Below are 15,931 nucleotides of genomic sequence, written 5' to 3'. Positions count from 1 at the left end.
GGCGTCGCCCGCGGGTCGCCCCGCTCCCGTCCGGCGACAGCGCACGTCCGCGGCCGTCGGTCCCCCGGCGGTCTGAGCGCGGAACGAACGCTTTTAGTGCGCAATGGGCAAACCCACACCCATGGCGATCAAACCGAAGTACGTCAAACAGCTGGCGACCATCCTGCTCGAGAAGTACCCCCAGTCGTTCAACCAGGACTTCGAGACGAACAAGGAGAGCGTGACGGCGCTCACGAACGTCGAGTCGAAGGGCGTCCGCAACCGAATCGCTGGGTACATCACGCGCAAGAAGTCGGCCACGACCGAGCAGGCGGCGTAGTCGGGCTCAGTTCTCGTCGGGACCGAGGTCACGCATCGCCCGCCAGCGGCGCGGCCCGCTCGGCGCAATCGACACCTTCAACGACGCGCGGGTCCGCCACCCGGTATGTCCACCTCCTCGCTCGCGGAGCGACTCGGCACGTCGCCGGTCCGCGCGTACCTCCTCGGGGTCGGCGGCGCGGTGCTTGCGCTCGCGCTCGGCGTGGTGTTGTTCCCCGAGACGGTGTACGACGGCTTCGTCTGGCACTACTTCTGGGGACCGGTGCAGGCCGACGCCAACTCCGCGCTGTGTGCGATTCGACAGGGCGGGGAGACGATGTACCTGTTCTCGCAGTCGGAGTGCGCCGCGGCGACCGAACCGGTCGCCGAACCGGGGTACACGTTGGTCTCGGAGGTCGGGTACGTCGTCGTCCTGCTGGTCGCGCTGTCGGGCGTCCTGCTACTGCTCCGCCGCCTCGACGTCGCCCGCGACGTGCGGTTCTTCCTCGCGCTCGTCCCGTTCTTCGTGTTCGGCGGCGCGCTGCGCACCGTCGAGGACGCCGACGACGCCATGGCCGAAGCCGCGCTGTTCCCCTACCCGTGGAACACGCTCATCATCTCGCCCATCATCTACTTCACCGTCTTCGTGCTGGCGCTCGCGGCGGTGGTAGGCTGCGTCGCACTGGCTCGCCGCGGGGCCGTCGACGACTACTACCGCCCGCTACTGGGCGTCGGTGTCGCGCTGAACGCGCTCACCATCGGCTACCTCTTCGCGCTGGGGCTGACCGACGGGACTCCGGTCGATTTCTACCCGCAGGTGCTCGTCGCGATGCTCGCGCTCACCGCGCTCTCGACGGCCGTGACGTGGTACGCGACGAAGGCGTTCGTGCCGTGGGTCCACCGCGGCACGGGGCTGGCGGGGCTCGTCGTCATCGGGGCGCACGCGCTCGACGGCGCGGCAAACGTCATCGGACTCAACTGGATGGCCGCGCTCGTCGGCGACGTCGGCCTCGCCCCCCGCCCGCCGGGCGTCATGGGGAACCTCGTCCCCAAACACCCGGTGAACGCCGGCATCGTCGCGTTCTCGCAGTCGACGTTCCCCGATGCGGTGCTGTCGACGCTCGGCGACGCGTGGCCGTTCCTGCTCGTGAAACTCGTCGCCGCGACGGCCGTGCTCGCCATCTTCGAGCGGGAGATGTTCGAGGAGTCGCCCCGGTACGCCGTCCTCCTGCTCATCGCCGTCACCGCCGTCGGGATGGGGCCCGGCACGCGCGACATGCTGCGGGCGACGTTCGGCGTCTGAATCCGAACGACCGGCGGTTCCCCGTCGCGTTTCGTCGGTGTCCCCCTCCCGGACCTGTTTCGACGTCTACTCCAGAACGATGAGCACGTCGCCCATGTCCACCGAGTCGCCCTCGGCGACGAGCACCTGACTCACGGTCCCGCCGTAGTCGGCGACCACGTCGTTCTCCATCTTCATCGCCTCCAGCACGCAGACCACGTCGCCGGACGCCACCTCGTCGCCCTCCGCGACGTTGACCGAGAGGATAGTCCCCTGCATCTCCGCCTCGATGGCCTCGCCGTCGCCCTCGACGACCACCTCGTCGTCCTCGTCGTCGGCCGCCACGTCCGGGCGGTCCTGTCGACCGGAGTCGTCCGACGGCGTCGGGATGGCGGGCGCGCCACGCTCCTCCAGGCTCACCTCGAAGCGCTTGCCGTTCACCTCGACGGTGAACTCCCGCTCCGTCGTCTCCTCGTCGTCCTCGTCGGTCGCCGCGCTCTCGGTTCCCCACCGGTCTTGCGCCTCGGCGATGCGCTCGTCGGCGAGTTCCTCGTCGAGGTACTTCGTGGTGTGCGTGCCCGCGAGGAACCGCTCGTCGGTCAGCATCAGCCGGTGGAACGGGACGATGGTGACGACGCCCTCGACGTCGTACTCCGCGAGCGCGCGCTTCGAGCGGGCGACGCACTCCTCGCGGTCCTCGCCCCAGACGACGAGTTTCGCGATCATCGAGTCGTAGTCCGTGACGATGTCGTCGCCCTGCCGGAGCGCGTCGTCCATCCGGACGCCGATGCCGCCCGGCGGGTCGTACGTCTCCAGGCTACCGGAGTTCGCGGGCGCGAAGTCGGCGGCCGCGTTCTCCGCGTTGATGCGGAACTCCATCGCGTGCCCGTCGAGTTCGACCGCCGACTGTTCGAACCCGACCGCCTCGCCGGCGGCGATTCTCAGTTGTTCTTTCACGATGTCGATGCCCGTCAGTTCCTCGGTGACGGTGTGTTCGACCTGGATGCGCGTGTTGACCTCAAGGAAGTAGAAGTTCGCGTCCGGCCCGAGCGGCTCTTCCCCCCGGTCGGGGTCCTCCTCGACGAGGAACTCGACGGTCCCCGCGTTGGTGTAGTCGGCCGCGCGAACCCCTCGGCGGGCCGCCTCGCCGATACGCTCGCGCAACTCGTCCGTGAGCGCCGGCGACGGTCCCTCCTCGATGACCTTCTGGTGACGGCGCTGGAGCGAGCAGTCCCGCTCGCCGAGGTGGCGGACCTCGCCGTCGGCGTCGGCGAGTATCTGAACCTCGATGTGGCGGGGATTCTCCAGGTAGCGTTCGAGGTAGACCGAGTCGTTCGAGAAGTACGCCTCCCCCTCGCGCTTGGCCGACTCCAACTGCTCGGCCGCCTCGTCGACCGACTCGACCACCTTCATCCCGCGGCCGCCGCCGCCGCCCTCCGCCTTGATGGCGACCGGGTAGCCGTGTTCCTCGCCGAACGCCTCCACCTCGTCGACGTCCTCCACCGGGTCGGTCGTCCCGGGGACGATGGGGACGTCCGCCTCCTGCATCACCTTCCGGGCCTGCGTCTTCTCGCCCAGCGTCTCCATCGACTCGCTCGACGGCCCGACCCACGTGACCCCCTCCGTCGCCTCGACTCTCGCGGCGAAGTCGGCGTTCTCCGCGAGGAAGCCGTACCCCGGGTGGATGGCGTCCGCACCGGCCTGCCGGGCGGCGTCGACGACCGCCTCCTGATCGAGGTACGAGTCGGCGGCGCGCGCGGGACCCACGTTGTACGCCTCGTCGGCGTACCGGACGTGACCCGAGTGCTTGTCCGCGTCCGAGTAGACCGCGACCGTGCCGATGCCGAGTTCCTCGCAGGCCCGCATCACGCGGACCGCGATCTCCCCGCGGTTCGCCACGAGCACCTTCTCGAATTCGGTCATTCTTGCGCGCCACTTCCGGCGGACGTCTACTCAAACCGTCGGTTCGGTCACGGCTGGAGACGGTGCGTCACCCCGCTCGCCCCGCTCACGGCGGGTCGGACTGTCGAAAACAGCACCGTCGGGTGCGGGGGCCGCGGACGCGACCCGCGTCGCTCACGTCGGGTCGTTCCCGTAGTAGAACAGGAGCGCCCCGATTCCCGCGACGAGCGCTACCACGAGCGTCCACAGCGGGGGGAGAATCGAGTCAGCGACCTCCGCCGCGTCGAGGACGTACAGTAGTCCCATGATTACGAACCCGGCGGCCGAGAACCAGCCGGCGGCTCCCATTCGGTTGTCGTCCATTCTGGTGGTCCCGCGTGCTTCTGCTTGGGCCATGTTCCCAAATCACCATGAACGAACGTTAAGTATGCGGACCGGCGCGACGAACTGGCACCGAACGTCGGTGTTAGACGCCGGTGGCTGGTCGCTCGCCGGTACCCACCGGTGTACCTTGCGGACCGCGAAACGTCCACTTACCGTGAGGAGGACGTCGCTCGCGACGTCCCGAAGCGGTACCCGAGCGCGAACGTGAGGAGCGGAACGACGACGGCCGACAGCACCGACAGCGTCAGGCTGTACGCCGCGACCGTCCGGCCGACCGTCCCGACCGTCGGGAGCCACCACGGGAAGCCGCCGGCGCCGGAGACGACGCCGTCGACTACGGTACCGAACGCGGCCCGGAGGGCTATCGGGAGCAGGACGAGGAGGGCGAATCCGACGGCGTAGCCGAGTCGAGCGCGGGGGAGTCGTTGCACGGTCCCCACGTCTCGCTCGCGCGCCTTCGGTCTTCCCGTGCGCTCGGCCCGTCACGCTCCCAGGAGGCTGGGAGGGGCCTCGGGCCGCCTCTTCGGCGATTCAGAACCGGTCGGTCCGGCCCGAAGCCGTCCACGCGTCCCTCGGCGCACCCGTCGGGACGCGCGCGGCGCGGCCCTGGAGGGCGTCGGTCCGGCCGGCGAACGACCACCGTCTCCCCTCCCATCCCGGCTCACCTCCCTCCGCGGCTGCGGCGGCGGCCGCCTCGCCGTCGCGCAGGTGCGCGCCCACGGCGGCGGCGATGGCGGCGGCCTCCGCGGGGTCGGCGTCGTCCGGGATTACGAGGCCGAGCGCCGGGTCGTCGTCGGGTTCGGGGTCGGCCGAGTCCGTCCGTTCGGCGGCGTCGTGCGCGTCGTCCATAGGGTCAGATGGGGATGTTGCCGTGTTTCTTCTCGGGGAGCGAGTCGCGCTTCGAGCGGAGCAGTTCGAGGTCCTCGATGAGTCGTGGCCGGGTCTCCGGGGGTTCCAGCACGTCGTCGACGAACCCCTTGTCCGCGGCAGTGTACGGGTTCGCGAACTCCTCGCGGTACTCCGCGATGAGTTCCTCTCGGCGGGCCTCGGGGTCGTCGGCCTCGCTCAGTTCCTCGGAGTAGAGGATGTTCACCGCGCCCTGCGGACCCATGACGGCGATTTCGGCCGTCGGCCACGCGTAGTTCACGTCGCCGCCGATGTGCTTGGAGGCCATCACGTCGTACGCGCCGCCGTACGCCTTGCGCGTGATGACCGTGAGCAGCGGCACCGTCGCCTCCGAGTAGGCGTACAGGAGTTTCGCCCCGTGGCGGATGATACCGCCGTGCTCCTGGTCGGTGCCGGGCATGAACCCGGGGACGTCGACGAAGGTGAGGATGGGGACGTTGAACGCGTCACAGAAGCGGACGAAGCGCGCCCCCTTCTCGCTGGCTTCGATGTCGAGCGTCCCGGCGTTGACGCGCGGCTGGTTCGCGACGACGCCGACGCTGTGGCCGTCGAGCCGACCGAACCCGGTGACGAGGTTCTTCGCGAAGTCGGCGTGCGTCTCGAAGAACGAGCCCTCGTCGACCACCCGGTCGACGACGTTCGTCACGTCGTACGGCTTGCGGGGCTGGTCGGGGACGATGTCGGTCAACTCCTCGTCGGCCCGCTCCGGGTCGTCCCACGGGTCGACGCGCGGCGGGTCCTCGACGTTGTTCTGCGGGAGGTACGACAGCAGCCGCCGCATGTCGTCGAGCGCGTCCTCCTCCGTCTCCTCGGCGAAGTGAGCCACCCCCGAGGTGGAGGCGTGCGTCTGTGCGCCCCCCAACTCCTCGAAGGTGACCTGCTCGCCCGTGACCGTCTCGATGACGTCGGGACCGGTGATGAACATGTGGCTGGTGTCCTTCACCATGAAGATGAAGTCGGTGATGGCGGGCGAGTACACCGCGCCACCCGCGCACGGCCCCATGATGGCCGACAGTTGCGGGACGACCCCCGACGCCTCCGTGTTGCGCCGGAATATCTCGGCGAAGCCGGCGAGCGAGCCGACCCCCTCCTGGATGCGTGCGCCCGCCGAGTCGTTCAGGCCGACGACCGGCGCGCCCACGTCCATCGCCTTGTCCATCACCTTGCACACCTTCTCGGCGAACACCTCGCCGAGCGACCCGCCGAAGACGGTGAAGTCGTGCGCGAAGACGAACGTCTTCCGCCCGTTGACCTCCCCGTAGCCCGTCACGACGCCGTCGCCGTAGACGCGCCGCTCCTCCATCCCGAACTTGTGGGTGTCGTGGGTCCGGAACTGGTCGAACTCGTGGAACGTGTCGTCGTCGAGGAAGTAGTCGATGCGCTCGCGCGCCGTCATCTTCCCCTTCTCGTGCTGGCTCTCGATGCGCTCCTCGCCGCCGCCGAGCAGCGCCTCCTCGCGGCGCTCGCGGAGTTCCTCGATACGGTCGTCCATCGTCATCGGGGACCACCACCCCCGCGCGTCGGTGTCGCGCTCACGGACATTCGTTGGCGTGTGGTGCGACGACGCGCTCCAAAAGGGTTCCGTCACGGGAGACGGTGCGCCGCGGTGGTCCGGAGAGCGACGAGCGCGCGGGAACGGAGTCGTTCGTGGCTCCCCCGAGAGTGGACCCGGTGTACCGGAACCGCGGCGGGGACGACGGACCGACCAACCCGCGCCGCCGGAGCGGCGCGTGGACGGACGGCGACCGACGGGTCGGCGCGACCGCTCGACGCCGTTCGTGGGGAGGTTCGCCGGCCGGGCGACGGGCGGAAACGACTCGGAGGGGCGACCTGCGGACCGGGGCGCTCACCCGGGCCGAGCCGCGAGGAGCGACTCGACCCGCTCCCACGTCAGTTCGGGCCGCGTGCCGACGCACCGAGAGGCGATGGCCCCGCAGGCGTTCCCGACGGCCAGCGCCCGGTCGTACCCCGCGTCGTCGTCGCGCGCGGCGAGGAAGCCGGCGGCGAACGCGTCGCCCGCGCCCGACGTGTCGACCGGGTCGACGTCGAACCCGGGGTGGTCGTGCGACCGGTCGTCGGTCAGCACCTCCGCGCCCGCCTGTCCCCGCGTGACGACCAGCGTCGCGTCCGAGTGGAGGCAGTCGGCCCAGCCGCCGTCCGCGAGCGCCACCGCCTCCCGTCGGTTGAGAAAGACCAGGTCCGCGAGCGCCAGCGCCGCCGAGAAGTCCCGCTCCCCGAACCGCCGTCCGGGGGCGAAGCTCACCGTGACGCCGCGCTCGCGCGCTCGTTCGGCCAGCGCGGCCGCGACGGTCGGCGGCTGGTTCGTGAGGTGGAGCAGGTCCGCTTCGAGCGCGTCCGCCGGCAGGTCGGCGGCGGCGTACGCCTCGTTGGCCCCCCGGTTCGACAGCACCATCACCTCGCCGTCGCCGTCGACGACGAGGTACTTGGTCGTCGTCTCGCCGTCGACGGTCACGAGCCGGGTGTCGACACCCGCTCCCGCGAGTTCCCGGCGGGCGAGCCGTCCGGGTTCGTCGCTCCCGACGGAACCGAACACGGTCGCGTCGTGGCCGAGTCCCGCGAGGTTCACCGCGACGTTCGCGGCGCTGCCACCGCCCGCCCGGTGGCACCGCTCGACGACCACCTCCCCGTCGGGGGCCGGGAGGCGGTCGACGCACAGCGTCACGTCCCAGTTGACGTGGCCGACGCACAGCACTCTCATACCCGTGCGTCTCGGAGGGAGGTCGCCACTCGGTTCCGCGTCGCGAGGGCGGCGCGTTCGCTGGGGCCGACGCCGGCCGCCCCGCCCGATTCCGGCGCCGCAGTCTCCTCCGTCCGGTCGAAGCGGTGACTGCCCATCGTTCCTCCGTTCACTCCATCCCGACTTTAGTGGTACGGCGGCGCTACTCCAGCAGGTCGAGGAGCGCGCTCGCGCACTCGCCGGCCCGTTCGACGGTGAGCGTCTCGGCGGTCACGAACACGCCCTCGTCGTCGCCGGTCACGCGCACGAGCGTCCCGTCGGAGAATCGCCGGAGGGTGTACTCGTACTCGCCGAGTTCCGAGTCGGCGTACGCCGTCTGCGCGCGGAACCCGTCTCGGGCCTGCTCGACGAACCCGACCAGGTCGGCGTCGGCCGACAGGTCCGAACGGAGGTACACCTGCTCGTGGTCCTCGGGCGTGAAGTACGTGATGCTGCGCAGGCGGTCACCGACCGAGGTTCGCGCGACCCGTTCGAACTGCTCGGCTTGGTCGGCGGGAACCAACGTATCGACAGTACTCATGTCACTAGTTACCACGACCTTGTGGGGAAAAACTTCGCGGCTGGCAGACGAAAGGCCGGTATCAGTCGGCGGTCGGGGTCGCTCGCTCGACGTCTATCTCGCCGGCGTCGAGTTCGGCCTCGACTTCGCGGGCGGCCTGCACGAGGTTCTCCATCTTCCCGTACGCGATCTCGCGGGGGAGGAGCTTCAGCCCGCAGTCGGGCGAGACGGTCAGTTTCTCCGGCGGGACCACCTTCAGCCCCTGTTTGACGTTCTCCTTGATATCCTCGACCGGTTCGACTTCGGCGGTGTGGGCGTCGACGACCCCGAGCGCGAGGTCCGGCGCGAAGTTCCCGTCCGCGAAGGTGTCTATCTGTTCGTAGCCGCCGTTGCACAGTTCGACGTCGAACTCGTCGATGGGGAAGTCGTTTATCTCCGGGTAGACGCGCGAGTAGTCGCCGTAACAGACGTGCAGGCCGATACGTACCTCCTCGGGGATGTCGGCGACGATGCGGTCGAGACACTCCCCGACGATGGCGTGGTCGTCCGGCGTCGTCGCCAGCGCCGGTTCGTCTATCTGCACGTAGCGGGCGCCCGCCTCGACCAACTTCTCGATTTCCTCGTTCACCAGGTCCGCGAGGTCGTACGCGAGTTCCGCGTCGGAGTCGTACGCCTCGTTGAACGCCCAGTTGGCCAGCGTGTACGGGCCGGTGATGGGCACCTTGACCGGGCGGCTGGCGACGGCGTCGGTGAACTCGAACTCGTCGACGAGCCACGGGTCGGCGTACGACACCTCGTCGACGACCGAGGGCTTGTCGAAGTAGTTGTGCCCCCACACCTTCACCGGGCCGTTGAACTCGTAGCCGTCGATGCGGTGCGCGAAGAACTCCACCATCTCCTCGCGCCGCATCTCGCCGTCGACGACCGTGTCGAGACCGGCGCGCTCGTGTTCGTGGGTGATGACGCGACAGGCGTCGTCGTGCGCCTCGGTCAGGTCGGCCGCGTCGAACTTCGACTCCTCGTCCTCGGCGAGGTCGGTCGCCCGATTGAGCCACTTCGGTTTGGGGTACGACCCGACGACGGTCGTGAGCAGGAAGTGGTCCGTCGGGTGGTCGTCGGGCCGGAACTGCTCGCGGTTCTCGGGGTTCCGGCTCACAGTTCCACCTCCTCCGTCCGGGCGAGGCGAGCGCCCTCCGCGAGCACCGCCAGCTTCTCCTGGTGTCTGTTCACCGGCAGGTAGAACGGTTCGGTGTTGTGGCTCACGTACGTCGTGTCGAACGTCTGTGCGGGCACCCGGTCGTGGACCCAGGCGACCCGCTCGGCGACCGTCTCGGCGTCCTCGACGCGGGTGTTCTGGCCGTCGACCAGTCCGAGCGCGATGTCGTCTTTCGTGCCGTACTCGTTGATACACTCGAACGTCGCCTCGCGGTCGGCGGCGACCACGTCGAAGCCGATGGCGTCGACGTCGGCGTCCATCAGGTGCGCGTACGGCTTCTCCTCGAACGCCTCCCAGTAGGTGTGGACCACGACGTCGGCGTCCGTCGCGGCGGCCACCTCGTCGACGGCCGCGCCGGCGCGTTCGTCGAGTCCGTCGCCGGGCGGCGTCGTCACGAGCGACGGTTCGAGCAGGTAGAGCGTCTCGTGGGCCGGGAGCGCCTCCACCTCGCCGGCGAGGAACTCCGCGAGCGCCGCGAGGAACGACTCGTCGTCGCCGTAGTACTCGTCGGTCGCCAGGTCGAACAGCGTGTACGGGCCGGGGAGGACCGCCTGGAGCGCCCCGGCGTCGGCCCCGAGCAGGGTCGCCGCCGCGTCGAGGTCGGCCGCCGCGTCGCCAGAGAACGCGAGTTCGCCCGTCACGCGCGGGTCGCGGTAGAAGTTGTTGTTGTCGTAGTACCGGACGATGCCACCCGTCTCGACGTTCTCGTGGACCGTCAGGGGATGCGCCAGCATGTCGTCCCAGCGGGCCTGTCCCTCGACGATTCGGTCGAGACCGGCCTCTCGCTGGTCGGCGAGCACCTCCTCGCGGACCCGTTCGTACGCCTCGGCCACGGCCGGGGACTCGTCGCCGGAGACGAGGTCCCCCTTCTGGTGGCCCTTCAGCTCGGAGAGTTCCGATTTCGCCCAGTCCGGGAGCGGGAACAGTCCCGGGCTGGTCGCGACTACGTCGGTCATCGTCCCCAGTTCGAAATGCCGAGGCATAATACTTGCTAAAGCATTTTATTCGCAGTAGTTATCCAAACGGGGGGCGCGCTCCTCCCGCTCGGCGGCGGGCGCGTTACGACCCGCCTCTCGGCGTCAGCGCGAGAACGGAGAGCGTCTCGTACGGGTACGACTCCTCGGCGACGGTCTCGGCGTCGAAGCCGCACTCGACGGCGTACTCCACGACGGCCCCGAACCCGGTGAGCGAGGAGACGAGCAGGAGGACGCGCCCGCCGGGTCGGAGCACCCGACCCACGTCGTCGAGGAACGGTTCGATGAGCGCGCGGCCGGACTCCCCGCCCGACAGCGCCACCTCCTGCCAGTCGTCCCACTCGGCGTCCGGGTCGGTCGGGAGGTACGGCGGGTTGAACAGCACCGTGTCGAGCGAGTCGGCGCGGAACCCGCCGACCAGGTCGGCGCGCACCGCCTCGACGCCCCGCTCGCGCGCCCGCCGGCAGGCGTGGGGGTTGACGTCGCTCCCGAGCACCCGGTCGGCGTCGCCGCGTTCGCGGACTCGCTCCGCGACCCACCCCGAGCCGGTACCCACCTCCAGCACGACGCCCCGCGCGCGCTCCACCGCCGCCGACGCGAGCAGTCCGGAGTCCTCCGCGGGGGCGTACACCGGGTCGTCGACCCCCCGCCGCTCCGCGAGGGCGTCGCGGCTGGTTCGCTCGCTCTCGTCGTCTCCGTGGGTCTCCCCGGTTCCGTCGCGCTCGCGGGCCTCGCCGCCGTCGTCCGTCATCCGTCGTCTCCCCCGCCGTCGGTCGCCGGGTCGGACTCCCCCTCGACGCCGTCGACGTCGGTCGCCGGGTCGCCGTCTCTCGCGTCGTCCTCCTCGGTGTCGTCGCCGGTCTCTTCACCCTCCCCGGACTCGTCGGTTGCCTCGTCCGTGTCCGCCTCTCCCTCTGCGTCCATCCCCTCGCTCGCGCTCCCGCCACCCGCGTCGCCGTCGGCCGCCCCGAACGCCGCCGCGTCCGCGGCAGCGACGCGGAACCCGTCCGTCTCGGCGCGCCCGGACAGTTCGCGCTGCGGGAACGGAATCTTCACCCCCGCTTCGTCGAACGCGCGCTTCACGCTGGTGATGACGTCCGTCCGGGCCTTCCACATCTTCCGGGCACTCGGCGTGTCGATGTGGAACCGGAGTCGCAACACGACGGCGGAGTCGCCGAACTCGGTGAGGACCACCTCCGGGTTCGGCTGGTCGAGTAGCAGGTCTTGGTCCGCCATCGCCTCCTCCGCGAGTTCGACGGCCTCCTCGATGTCGGTGGTGTAGTCGACGCCCACGTCCAGGTTGAGCCGGAGCCGTCCCCGCCGGGAGCGGTTGACGACCTCCTCCGACGTGACCACGTCGTTCGGAATCATCACGAACTCGCCGTCGAACGTCCGTAGCTGGGTGTTGAAGATGTTCACGTCCCTGACGATTCCCTCCCGCTCGTCGATGACGACCCAGTCGCCGAGTTCGAACGGGCGGGCGAACAGTACGACGAATCCGGCGAGCACCGCGCCGAGCGTCTGTCTGGCCGCCAGCCCGAGGACGACTCCGGCGACACCCGCGCCGACGAGGAGTCCGCCGATGTTGACGTTCCACAGTGAGAACACGACGAGGACGGCGAGGCCGTAGATCCCCACCTGGACGGTGTGGTGGAAGATGCTCTGCTGGTGTTCGGTGATGGTGCCGCGCTCGTGTGCGAGTTCGGCGATGGCGCGCTTCGTCAGCCGCGTCACCACGTACGCCCCTCCGAAGACGACGAGGGTGAACACGAACAGGACCACGTCGCCGGACTCGACGTTGAACTGCGCGAGGAGGTACGCCATCTCGTCCAGTCCGCGCCAGACGAACACGAGGAACACCCCGACCGCCGCCGTCAGGACCGCCATCACCGCCGTCTGGGTCGACTCGACGAGCGTCTCGTCGAACCGGTCCTTCAGCGACTCGCCCGCGCGGCGGACGAGGACGCCGACGACGAACAACAGCAGCAACGCTCCGACCGTCGCGAGGAACTGCGACCCGAGCGTGGGAACCCACGACTGGACGGTCTCCGCGAGCGGGGTGGCCCCCTCCAGCAGGTCCGCGCCGCTCACGGTCGTCCCGCCGCTCTCGTTGCCCGGCGCGCTCGCGGTGATAGTGCCGTTCGGCGTCGCCGTCCCGTTCTGGAGGGTGGCCCCGTCTCCCCCCATCACTGCCCCTCGCCGACGGCGCTCACCTCGCGCGCCACCTCCGCCAGCGCGGCGAACGCCGCGGGCGGGAGGTCGCCGGGCCGGGCCGACATGACGGACTCGTCGGCGGCCGCGACGACCGCGTCCGGGTCGGCCAGTCCTGAGATGTGAGCGGTGTTGCGCACGGCGTTCCGGACCGTCTTGCGCCGCTGGGTGAACAGCGCCTTCACGAACCGCAGGAAGAACGCCTCGTCGTCCACCTCGTACTCGGGCGTCCGGGGCGTACAGCGGACCACCGCGCTGTCGACGCGCGGCTGCGGGTCGAACGCCTCACGGGGGACGGTCTCGACGAGTTCGACCGCGGCGTAGTGCTGGGCGCTCACCGACAGCCGGCCGTACTCGGGCGTCCCCGGTTCCGCCACCATCCGCTCGGCGAACTCGAGTTGGAACATGAGCACGAGCGGTCGCGCCAGCGGCAGCAGGCGGAAGGCGACCTCAGAGGAGACGCCGTACGGGAGGTTGGAGACGCAGGCGGTGAACGCGGGGAACTCGACGGTCAGCGCGTCCCCCTCGAGTACTTCGAGCCGGCCGGCCGCCACCTCGTCCGCGAACTCCTCGCGGAGGAACGCCGCGAGGGTCGCGTCCCGCTCCACGACGGTCACGCGCTCGCCCACCGCGAGCAGGCGGTCGGTGAGCGCGCCGGTGCCGCCGCCGATCTCGAGCAGGTGCGAGCGGTCGGCGTCCGGCGGGAGGTAGCCGGGGAGACGGTCGAGCACCCGGTCGTCGACGAGGAAGTGCTGGTCGCGGTCGGGGTCACCCCGGACTCCGGCGCGCTCCCGGAGCCGGTCCGGGTCGCGAGCGCCGGACTCGGAGGTGGGGTCGGTCATCACCCGGCGTTCTCGGTCGGCGGCCGTAAATCCGTCTATCGACCGGACGGTCGACGCGCTCCCCCCGGACGCCGCGACCGGCGGGCGGGTCGCCCTCCCCCGCGCGTCGGGGACGACGCCGAACGTCGACCCGGTTCACGCGCCGCGGTCGGCGTCCGCCCCGGACGAGCGCATCACTGGTACCCGGGCGTGTCTGATTGTCGAGAGAACACGTCGAACAGCCATCGTATCGGATGGTATATCGGTTTGTTCGATGCATTTATGCAATTCCACCATGGGTGGGCAGACGATGCAAGAGGCGAACAGCGTCGACCTGGTGCTCCTGTTCGGGCCGTTCGTGGTGTACTTCGGGATGCTCGTGGTCTACTACGTCTGGGAGGGGCGGCGGGAGCGGCGCCTCCACGAGAAGTACGGTACGGAGGGCGAGCGTGCCTGAAGGAATCGCCGGCGGGGCCGGGACGTGGGTGCTCGCCGCGTTCGGCGCGTACCTACTGGTCCTCCTCGGTATCGGGTTCTACTCCTCGCAACTGATGGACTCGGTCGACGACTACGTCATCGGCGGTCGGGAGATCGGTCCGGTCGTCACCGGCTTCTCCGAACGCGCCTCCGAGATGAGCGGGTGGCTCACGCTCGGCGTCCCCGGAGACGCGTTCAACACCGGCGTGATGGCCTTCTACAACGGTCTCGGGATGATTCCCGCCGACCTCTTCGCGTGGGCCGCGCTGGCCAAGCGCCTCCGGAAGTACTCCGAAATCGTCCGCGCGGTGACGCTCCCGACGTTCTTCGCGACCCGCCTGCAGGACGACACGGGGCGCGTGAAGGGCGTCTCCGCGGTCATCCTGATGCTCTTCGAGGGGGGCTACGTCGGCGCGCAGATCGTCGCCGCCGGGACGCTCTTACAGGTGCTGACCGGCGTCTCACCGCTCGTCGGCATCGTCGTGGGCGGGATAATCGTCGTCGGCTACACGATGCTCGGCGGATACTTCGCCGTCGCGTGGTCCGACTACTTCCAGGGGGCGATCATCCTCGCCGCGTTCATCCTCCTCCCGACCATCGCGTTCACCTCCTACGGTCTCCCGTTCGACAACCTCGCGTCGATAGGCGGCGGCCTCTCGAGCGTCACCGCCGGGATGACCGGGTGGGCGGCCGTCTTCGGTATCGTCAGCTACGCCGCCATCGGCCTCGGCGTCCCCGGCAACCCCCACGTGATGGTCCGGTTCATGGGAATCGACCGGGTGGCGAACGTCCGCCTCGCGGCGCTGGTCGCCCAACTGTTCATGTTCGTGGCCTACATCGGCGCCGGCCTCGTCGGTATCTACGGCCTCCTGGTCTTCGGGCAGGGCGCCATCTCCAACACGGACAACGTGATGCCGATGCTGACGCTCGACCTGTTCCCCGGCCCGGTCGCGGGCATCGTCCTCGCGGCCGCGCTCGCGGCGATGATGTCGAGCGCGGACTCGCAACTCCTCGTCGCCACGAGCGCCATCGTCGAGGACGTCTACCACGGGTTCGTCGACCCCGACGCGAGCCAGGAGACGCTCGTCCGCTACTCGCAGGTCGTGACGCTCGCCCTCGGTGCGGCGAGCATCGGCTTCGCGTACGTCGCGCGGACCACGCCCATCTACACGCTCGTGCTCGACTACGCGTGGGGCGGGCTCGGTGCCGCCATCGGCCCCACGCTCATCGCGGCCCTGTGGTGGAAGCGCGTCACCGCCGAGGGGTCCGTCGCGAGCATGGTCGTGGGCGCGGCGACGATGGTCGTCTGGACGCAACTGCCGACGGTTCTCGGACTGATCGGCCTCGGCGGACTCGCCGAGGGGTCGGGGTTCGTCGCGAACTTCATCGGCGTCTACGGTCTCTTCCCGGCGTTCATCGTCTCGGTGCTCACGCTGGTCGTCGTCTCGCTGCTCACGCGCCCGCCGGAGGGCGTCGACGACCACTTCGACATCTTCGACAAGCCGCTGTCGGTCATCGAGCGGGAGGAGACCCCCTCGCCGGGGTACGCGACGGACGGCGGCCGCGACTGCTCGCCGAAGGTCATCACCGAGACCGACAACGTCCGCGCTCACGTCGCGGCCGCGGACTACTGGGAGGCGGAGTGACCGACCCGGGAGCGGTCGCCACGGACTCGGCCGACCCGGAGGCGACGCTTCGCGAGCGACGCGGGACGGGACGCGACGAGGCGACGCTGCCCGTCGTCCCGCCGGCGGTTCGGCGCGACGACGTCCGCTCGGCCGGTCGAGTCGGGGCGGTCGCCTACCCCTACCGGGTCTACGAGGCGTCGGTGACCGTCGGCCGTCCGCTCCTCCCCGACCGGGAACTCTCGTACGCCGTCAGCGTCGACCGGTCCCGCCGCCTCGTCGTGCGGGCCGACGAGGTCCCGGACGTCGAGACGCACACCGTCGAGGACGTCCTCGTCCTCCCCGAGGAACTCCCCGCGGAGCGCTGTCGGGAACGTGCGCGCGACGCCGTCTTCGAGTGGACGATGCGGAAGTTCGCGCTCGGGAGCGCCCCCGAGATAACGTTCCCCCGTCGGGTCGACGCCCACAAACTCTACTGGCTCGCCTCGCGCCCCGACGGGGACGTCATCGTCGACAGCGTCCGCGGCGACGAGGCGCCGCTCGAGGACTGAACACCGGGACCCGCGAGCCGCGAGCGTG

At 70.0% G+C, this 15,931-nt stretch carries 17 protein-coding genes; 5 read left to right on the top strand and 12 right to left on the bottom strand.

The annotated features are described in order from the left end of the window. Positions 1–121: 121 nt before the first annotated feature. Positions 122–319 carry a 30S ribosomal protein S17e gene (locus AC6RUA_RS00980; RefSeq protein WP_499814092.1) on the top strand — a complete coding sequence of 66 codons (198 nt, stop codon included), beginning with the start codon at positions 122–124 and terminating at the stop codon, positions 317–319. A 105-nt stretch (positions 320–424) separates the two neighbouring features. Continuing rightward, positions 425–1,600, top strand: coding sequence for a DUF63 family protein (locus AC6RUA_RS00975; protein ID WP_499814091.1), 1,176 nt, complete (start codon positions 425–427; stop codon positions 1,598–1,600). A gap of 66 nt (positions 1,601–1,666) precedes the next feature. On the opposite strand, the gene AC6RUA_RS00970 is transcribed toward AC6RUA_RS00975, so the two are convergent. From AC6RUA_RS00970 to AC6RUA_RS00915, 12 genes are all read right to left on the bottom strand, one after another. Next, a complete protein-coding gene (locus AC6RUA_RS00970; RefSeq protein WP_499814090.1) occupies positions 1,667–3,502 on the bottom strand; it encodes an acetyl-CoA carboxylase biotin carboxylase subunit in 1,836 nt (611 codons plus the stop codon). Between the two features lie 153 nt (positions 3,503–3,655). Next, the gene (locus AC6RUA_RS00965) at positions 3,656–3,844 is read right to left on the bottom strand and encodes a hypothetical protein (protein ID WP_499814089.1); all 189 of its coding nucleotides are present in this window, start codon (positions 3,842–3,844) and stop codon (positions 3,656–3,658) included. Positions 3,845–4,014: 170 nt separating this feature from the next. After that, complete coding sequence (locus tag AC6RUA_RS00960) at positions 4,015–4,296, bottom strand: hypothetical protein (RefSeq protein ID WP_499814088.1); 282 nt, start codon at positions 4,294–4,296, stop codon at positions 4,015–4,017. Between the two features lie 100 nt (positions 4,297–4,396). Further along, a complete protein-coding gene (locus tag AC6RUA_RS00955; RefSeq protein WP_499814087.1) occupies positions 4,397–4,714 on the bottom strand; it encodes a DUF8022 family protein in 318 nt (105 codons plus the stop codon). 4 nt (positions 4,715–4,718) lie between these two features. Continuing rightward, a complete protein-coding gene (locus tag AC6RUA_RS00950) occupies positions 4,719–6,263 on the bottom strand; it encodes an acyl-CoA carboxylase subunit beta (RefSeq protein WP_499815469.1) in 1,545 nt (514 codons plus the stop codon). A gap of 354 nt (positions 6,264–6,617) precedes the next feature. Beyond that, positions 6,618–7,490, bottom strand: coding sequence for an ATP-dependent ribose-1-phosphate kinase (locus AC6RUA_RS00945; protein WP_499814086.1), 873 nt, complete (start codon positions 7,488–7,490; stop codon positions 6,618–6,620). A gap of 181 nt (positions 7,491–7,671) precedes the next feature. Then, a complete protein-coding gene (locus tag AC6RUA_RS00940; protein WP_499814085.1) occupies positions 7,672–8,049 on the bottom strand; it encodes a DUF7522 family protein in 378 nt (125 codons plus the stop codon). A 61-nt stretch (positions 8,050–8,110) separates the two neighbouring features. Beyond that, positions 8,111–9,184: a methionine synthase gene (locus tag AC6RUA_RS00935; protein ID WP_499814084.1), complete on the bottom strand. Its 1,074-nt coding sequence runs from the start codon at positions 9,182–9,184 to the stop codon at positions 8,111–8,113. Beyond that, a complete protein-coding gene (locus tag AC6RUA_RS00930) occupies positions 9,181–10,200 on the bottom strand; it encodes a 5-methyltetrahydropteroyltriglutamate--homocysteine methyltransferase (protein WP_499814083.1) in 1,020 nt (339 codons plus the stop codon). The genes AC6RUA_RS00935 and AC6RUA_RS00930 overlap by 4 nt, the downstream gene beginning before the upstream one ends. 103 nt (positions 10,201–10,303) lie before the next feature. Next, entirely contained in the window at positions 10,304–10,969 is a 666-nt protein-coding gene (locus AC6RUA_RS00925) for a HemK2/MTQ2 family protein methyltransferase (RefSeq protein WP_499814082.1), read from the bottom strand. Continuing rightward, a complete protein-coding gene (locus AC6RUA_RS00920; protein WP_499814081.1) occupies positions 10,966–12,405 on the bottom strand; it encodes a mechanosensitive ion channel family protein in 1,440 nt (479 codons plus the stop codon). The genes AC6RUA_RS00925 and AC6RUA_RS00920 overlap by 4 nt, the downstream gene beginning before the upstream one ends. Further along, positions 12,405–13,271 (bottom strand): 16S ribosomal RNA methyltransferase A, encoded by an 867-nt coding sequence (locus tag AC6RUA_RS00915; RefSeq protein WP_499814080.1) that lies wholly within the window; start codon positions 13,269–13,271, stop codon positions 12,405–12,407. Before AC6RUA_RS00915 ends, AC6RUA_RS00920 begins: the two co-directional genes overlap by 1 nt. Positions 13,272–13,560: 289 nt before the next feature. Here AC6RUA_RS00915 and AC6RUA_RS00910 point away from each other — a divergent pair, with 289 nt between their 5' ends. From AC6RUA_RS00910 to AC6RUA_RS00900, 3 genes are all read left to right on the top strand, one after another. Next, positions 13,561–13,707, top strand: coding sequence for a hypothetical protein (locus AC6RUA_RS00910; protein ID WP_499814079.1), 147 nt, complete (start codon positions 13,561–13,563; stop codon positions 13,705–13,707). A 94-nt stretch (positions 13,708–13,801) separates the two neighbouring features. After that, positions 13,802–15,373 (top strand): sodium/proline symporter, encoded by a 1,572-nt coding sequence (locus tag AC6RUA_RS00905; protein ID WP_499815468.1) that lies wholly within the window; start codon positions 13,802–13,804, stop codon positions 15,371–15,373. 86 nt (positions 15,374–15,459) lie between these two features. Then, entirely contained in the window at positions 15,460–15,903 is a 444-nt protein-coding gene (locus tag AC6RUA_RS00900) for a hypothetical protein (RefSeq protein WP_499815467.1), read from the top strand. Positions 15,904–15,931 lie beyond the last annotated feature (28 nt).

Source organism: Halorarum sp. SLYT50, assembly GCF_059821265.1.
The sequence above is the reverse complement of the archived record's forward strand: the minus strand, read 5'-3'. Positions and strand labels throughout refer to the sequence as shown.

Bases quoted from the DNA above. Each gene is read 5' to 3' on its own strand.
- AC6RUA_RS00980 (WP_499814092.1), top strand. From the start codon at position 122: ATGGCGATCAAACCGAAGTACGTCAAACAGCTGGCGACCATCCTGCTC.
- AC6RUA_RS00975 (WP_499814091.1), top strand. From the start codon at position 425: ATGTCCACCTCCTCGCTCGCGGAGCGACTCGGCACGTCGCCGGTCCGC.
- AC6RUA_RS00970 (WP_499814090.1), bottom strand. From the start codon at position 3,502: ATGACCGAATTCGAGAAGGTGCTCGTGGCGAACCGCGGGGAGATCGCG.
- AC6RUA_RS00965 (WP_499814089.1), bottom strand. From the start codon at position 3,844: ATGGACGACAACCGAATGGGAGCCGCCGGCTGGTTCTCGGCCGCCGGG.
- AC6RUA_RS00955 (WP_499814087.1), bottom strand. From the start codon at position 4,714: ATGGACGACGCGCACGACGCCGCCGAACGGACGGACTCGGCCGACCCC.
- AC6RUA_RS00950 (WP_499815469.1), bottom strand. From the start codon at position 6,263: ATGGACGACCGTATCGAGGAACTCCGCGAGCGCCGCGAGGAGGCGCTG.
- AC6RUA_RS00945 (WP_499814086.1), bottom strand. From the start codon at position 7,490: ATGAGAGTGCTGTGCGTCGGCCACGTCAACTGGGACGTGACGCTGTGC.
- AC6RUA_RS00940 (WP_499814085.1), bottom strand. From the start codon at position 8,049: ATGAGTACTGTCGATACGTTGGTTCCCGCCGACCAAGCCGAGCAGTTC.
- AC6RUA_RS00930 (WP_499814083.1), bottom strand. From the start codon at position 10,200: ATGACCGACGTAGTCGCGACCAGCCCGGGACTGTTCCCGCTCCCGGAC.
- AC6RUA_RS00925 (WP_499814082.1), bottom strand. From the start codon at position 10,969: ATGACGGACGACGGCGGCGAGGCCCGCGAGCGCGACGGAACCGGGGAG.
- AC6RUA_RS00920 (WP_499814081.1), bottom strand. From the start codon at position 12,405: ATGGGGGGAGACGGGGCCACCCTCCAGAACGGGACGGCGACGCCGAAC.
- AC6RUA_RS00915 (WP_499814080.1), bottom strand. From the start codon at position 13,271: ATGACCGACCCCACCTCCGAGTCCGGCGCTCGCGACCCGGACCGGCTC.
- AC6RUA_RS00910 (WP_499814079.1), top strand. From the start codon at position 13,561: ATGCAAGAGGCGAACAGCGTCGACCTGGTGCTCCTGTTCGGGCCGTTC.
- AC6RUA_RS00905 (WP_499815468.1), top strand. From the start codon at position 13,802: ATGGACTCGGTCGACGACTACGTCATCGGCGGTCGGGAGATCGGTCCG.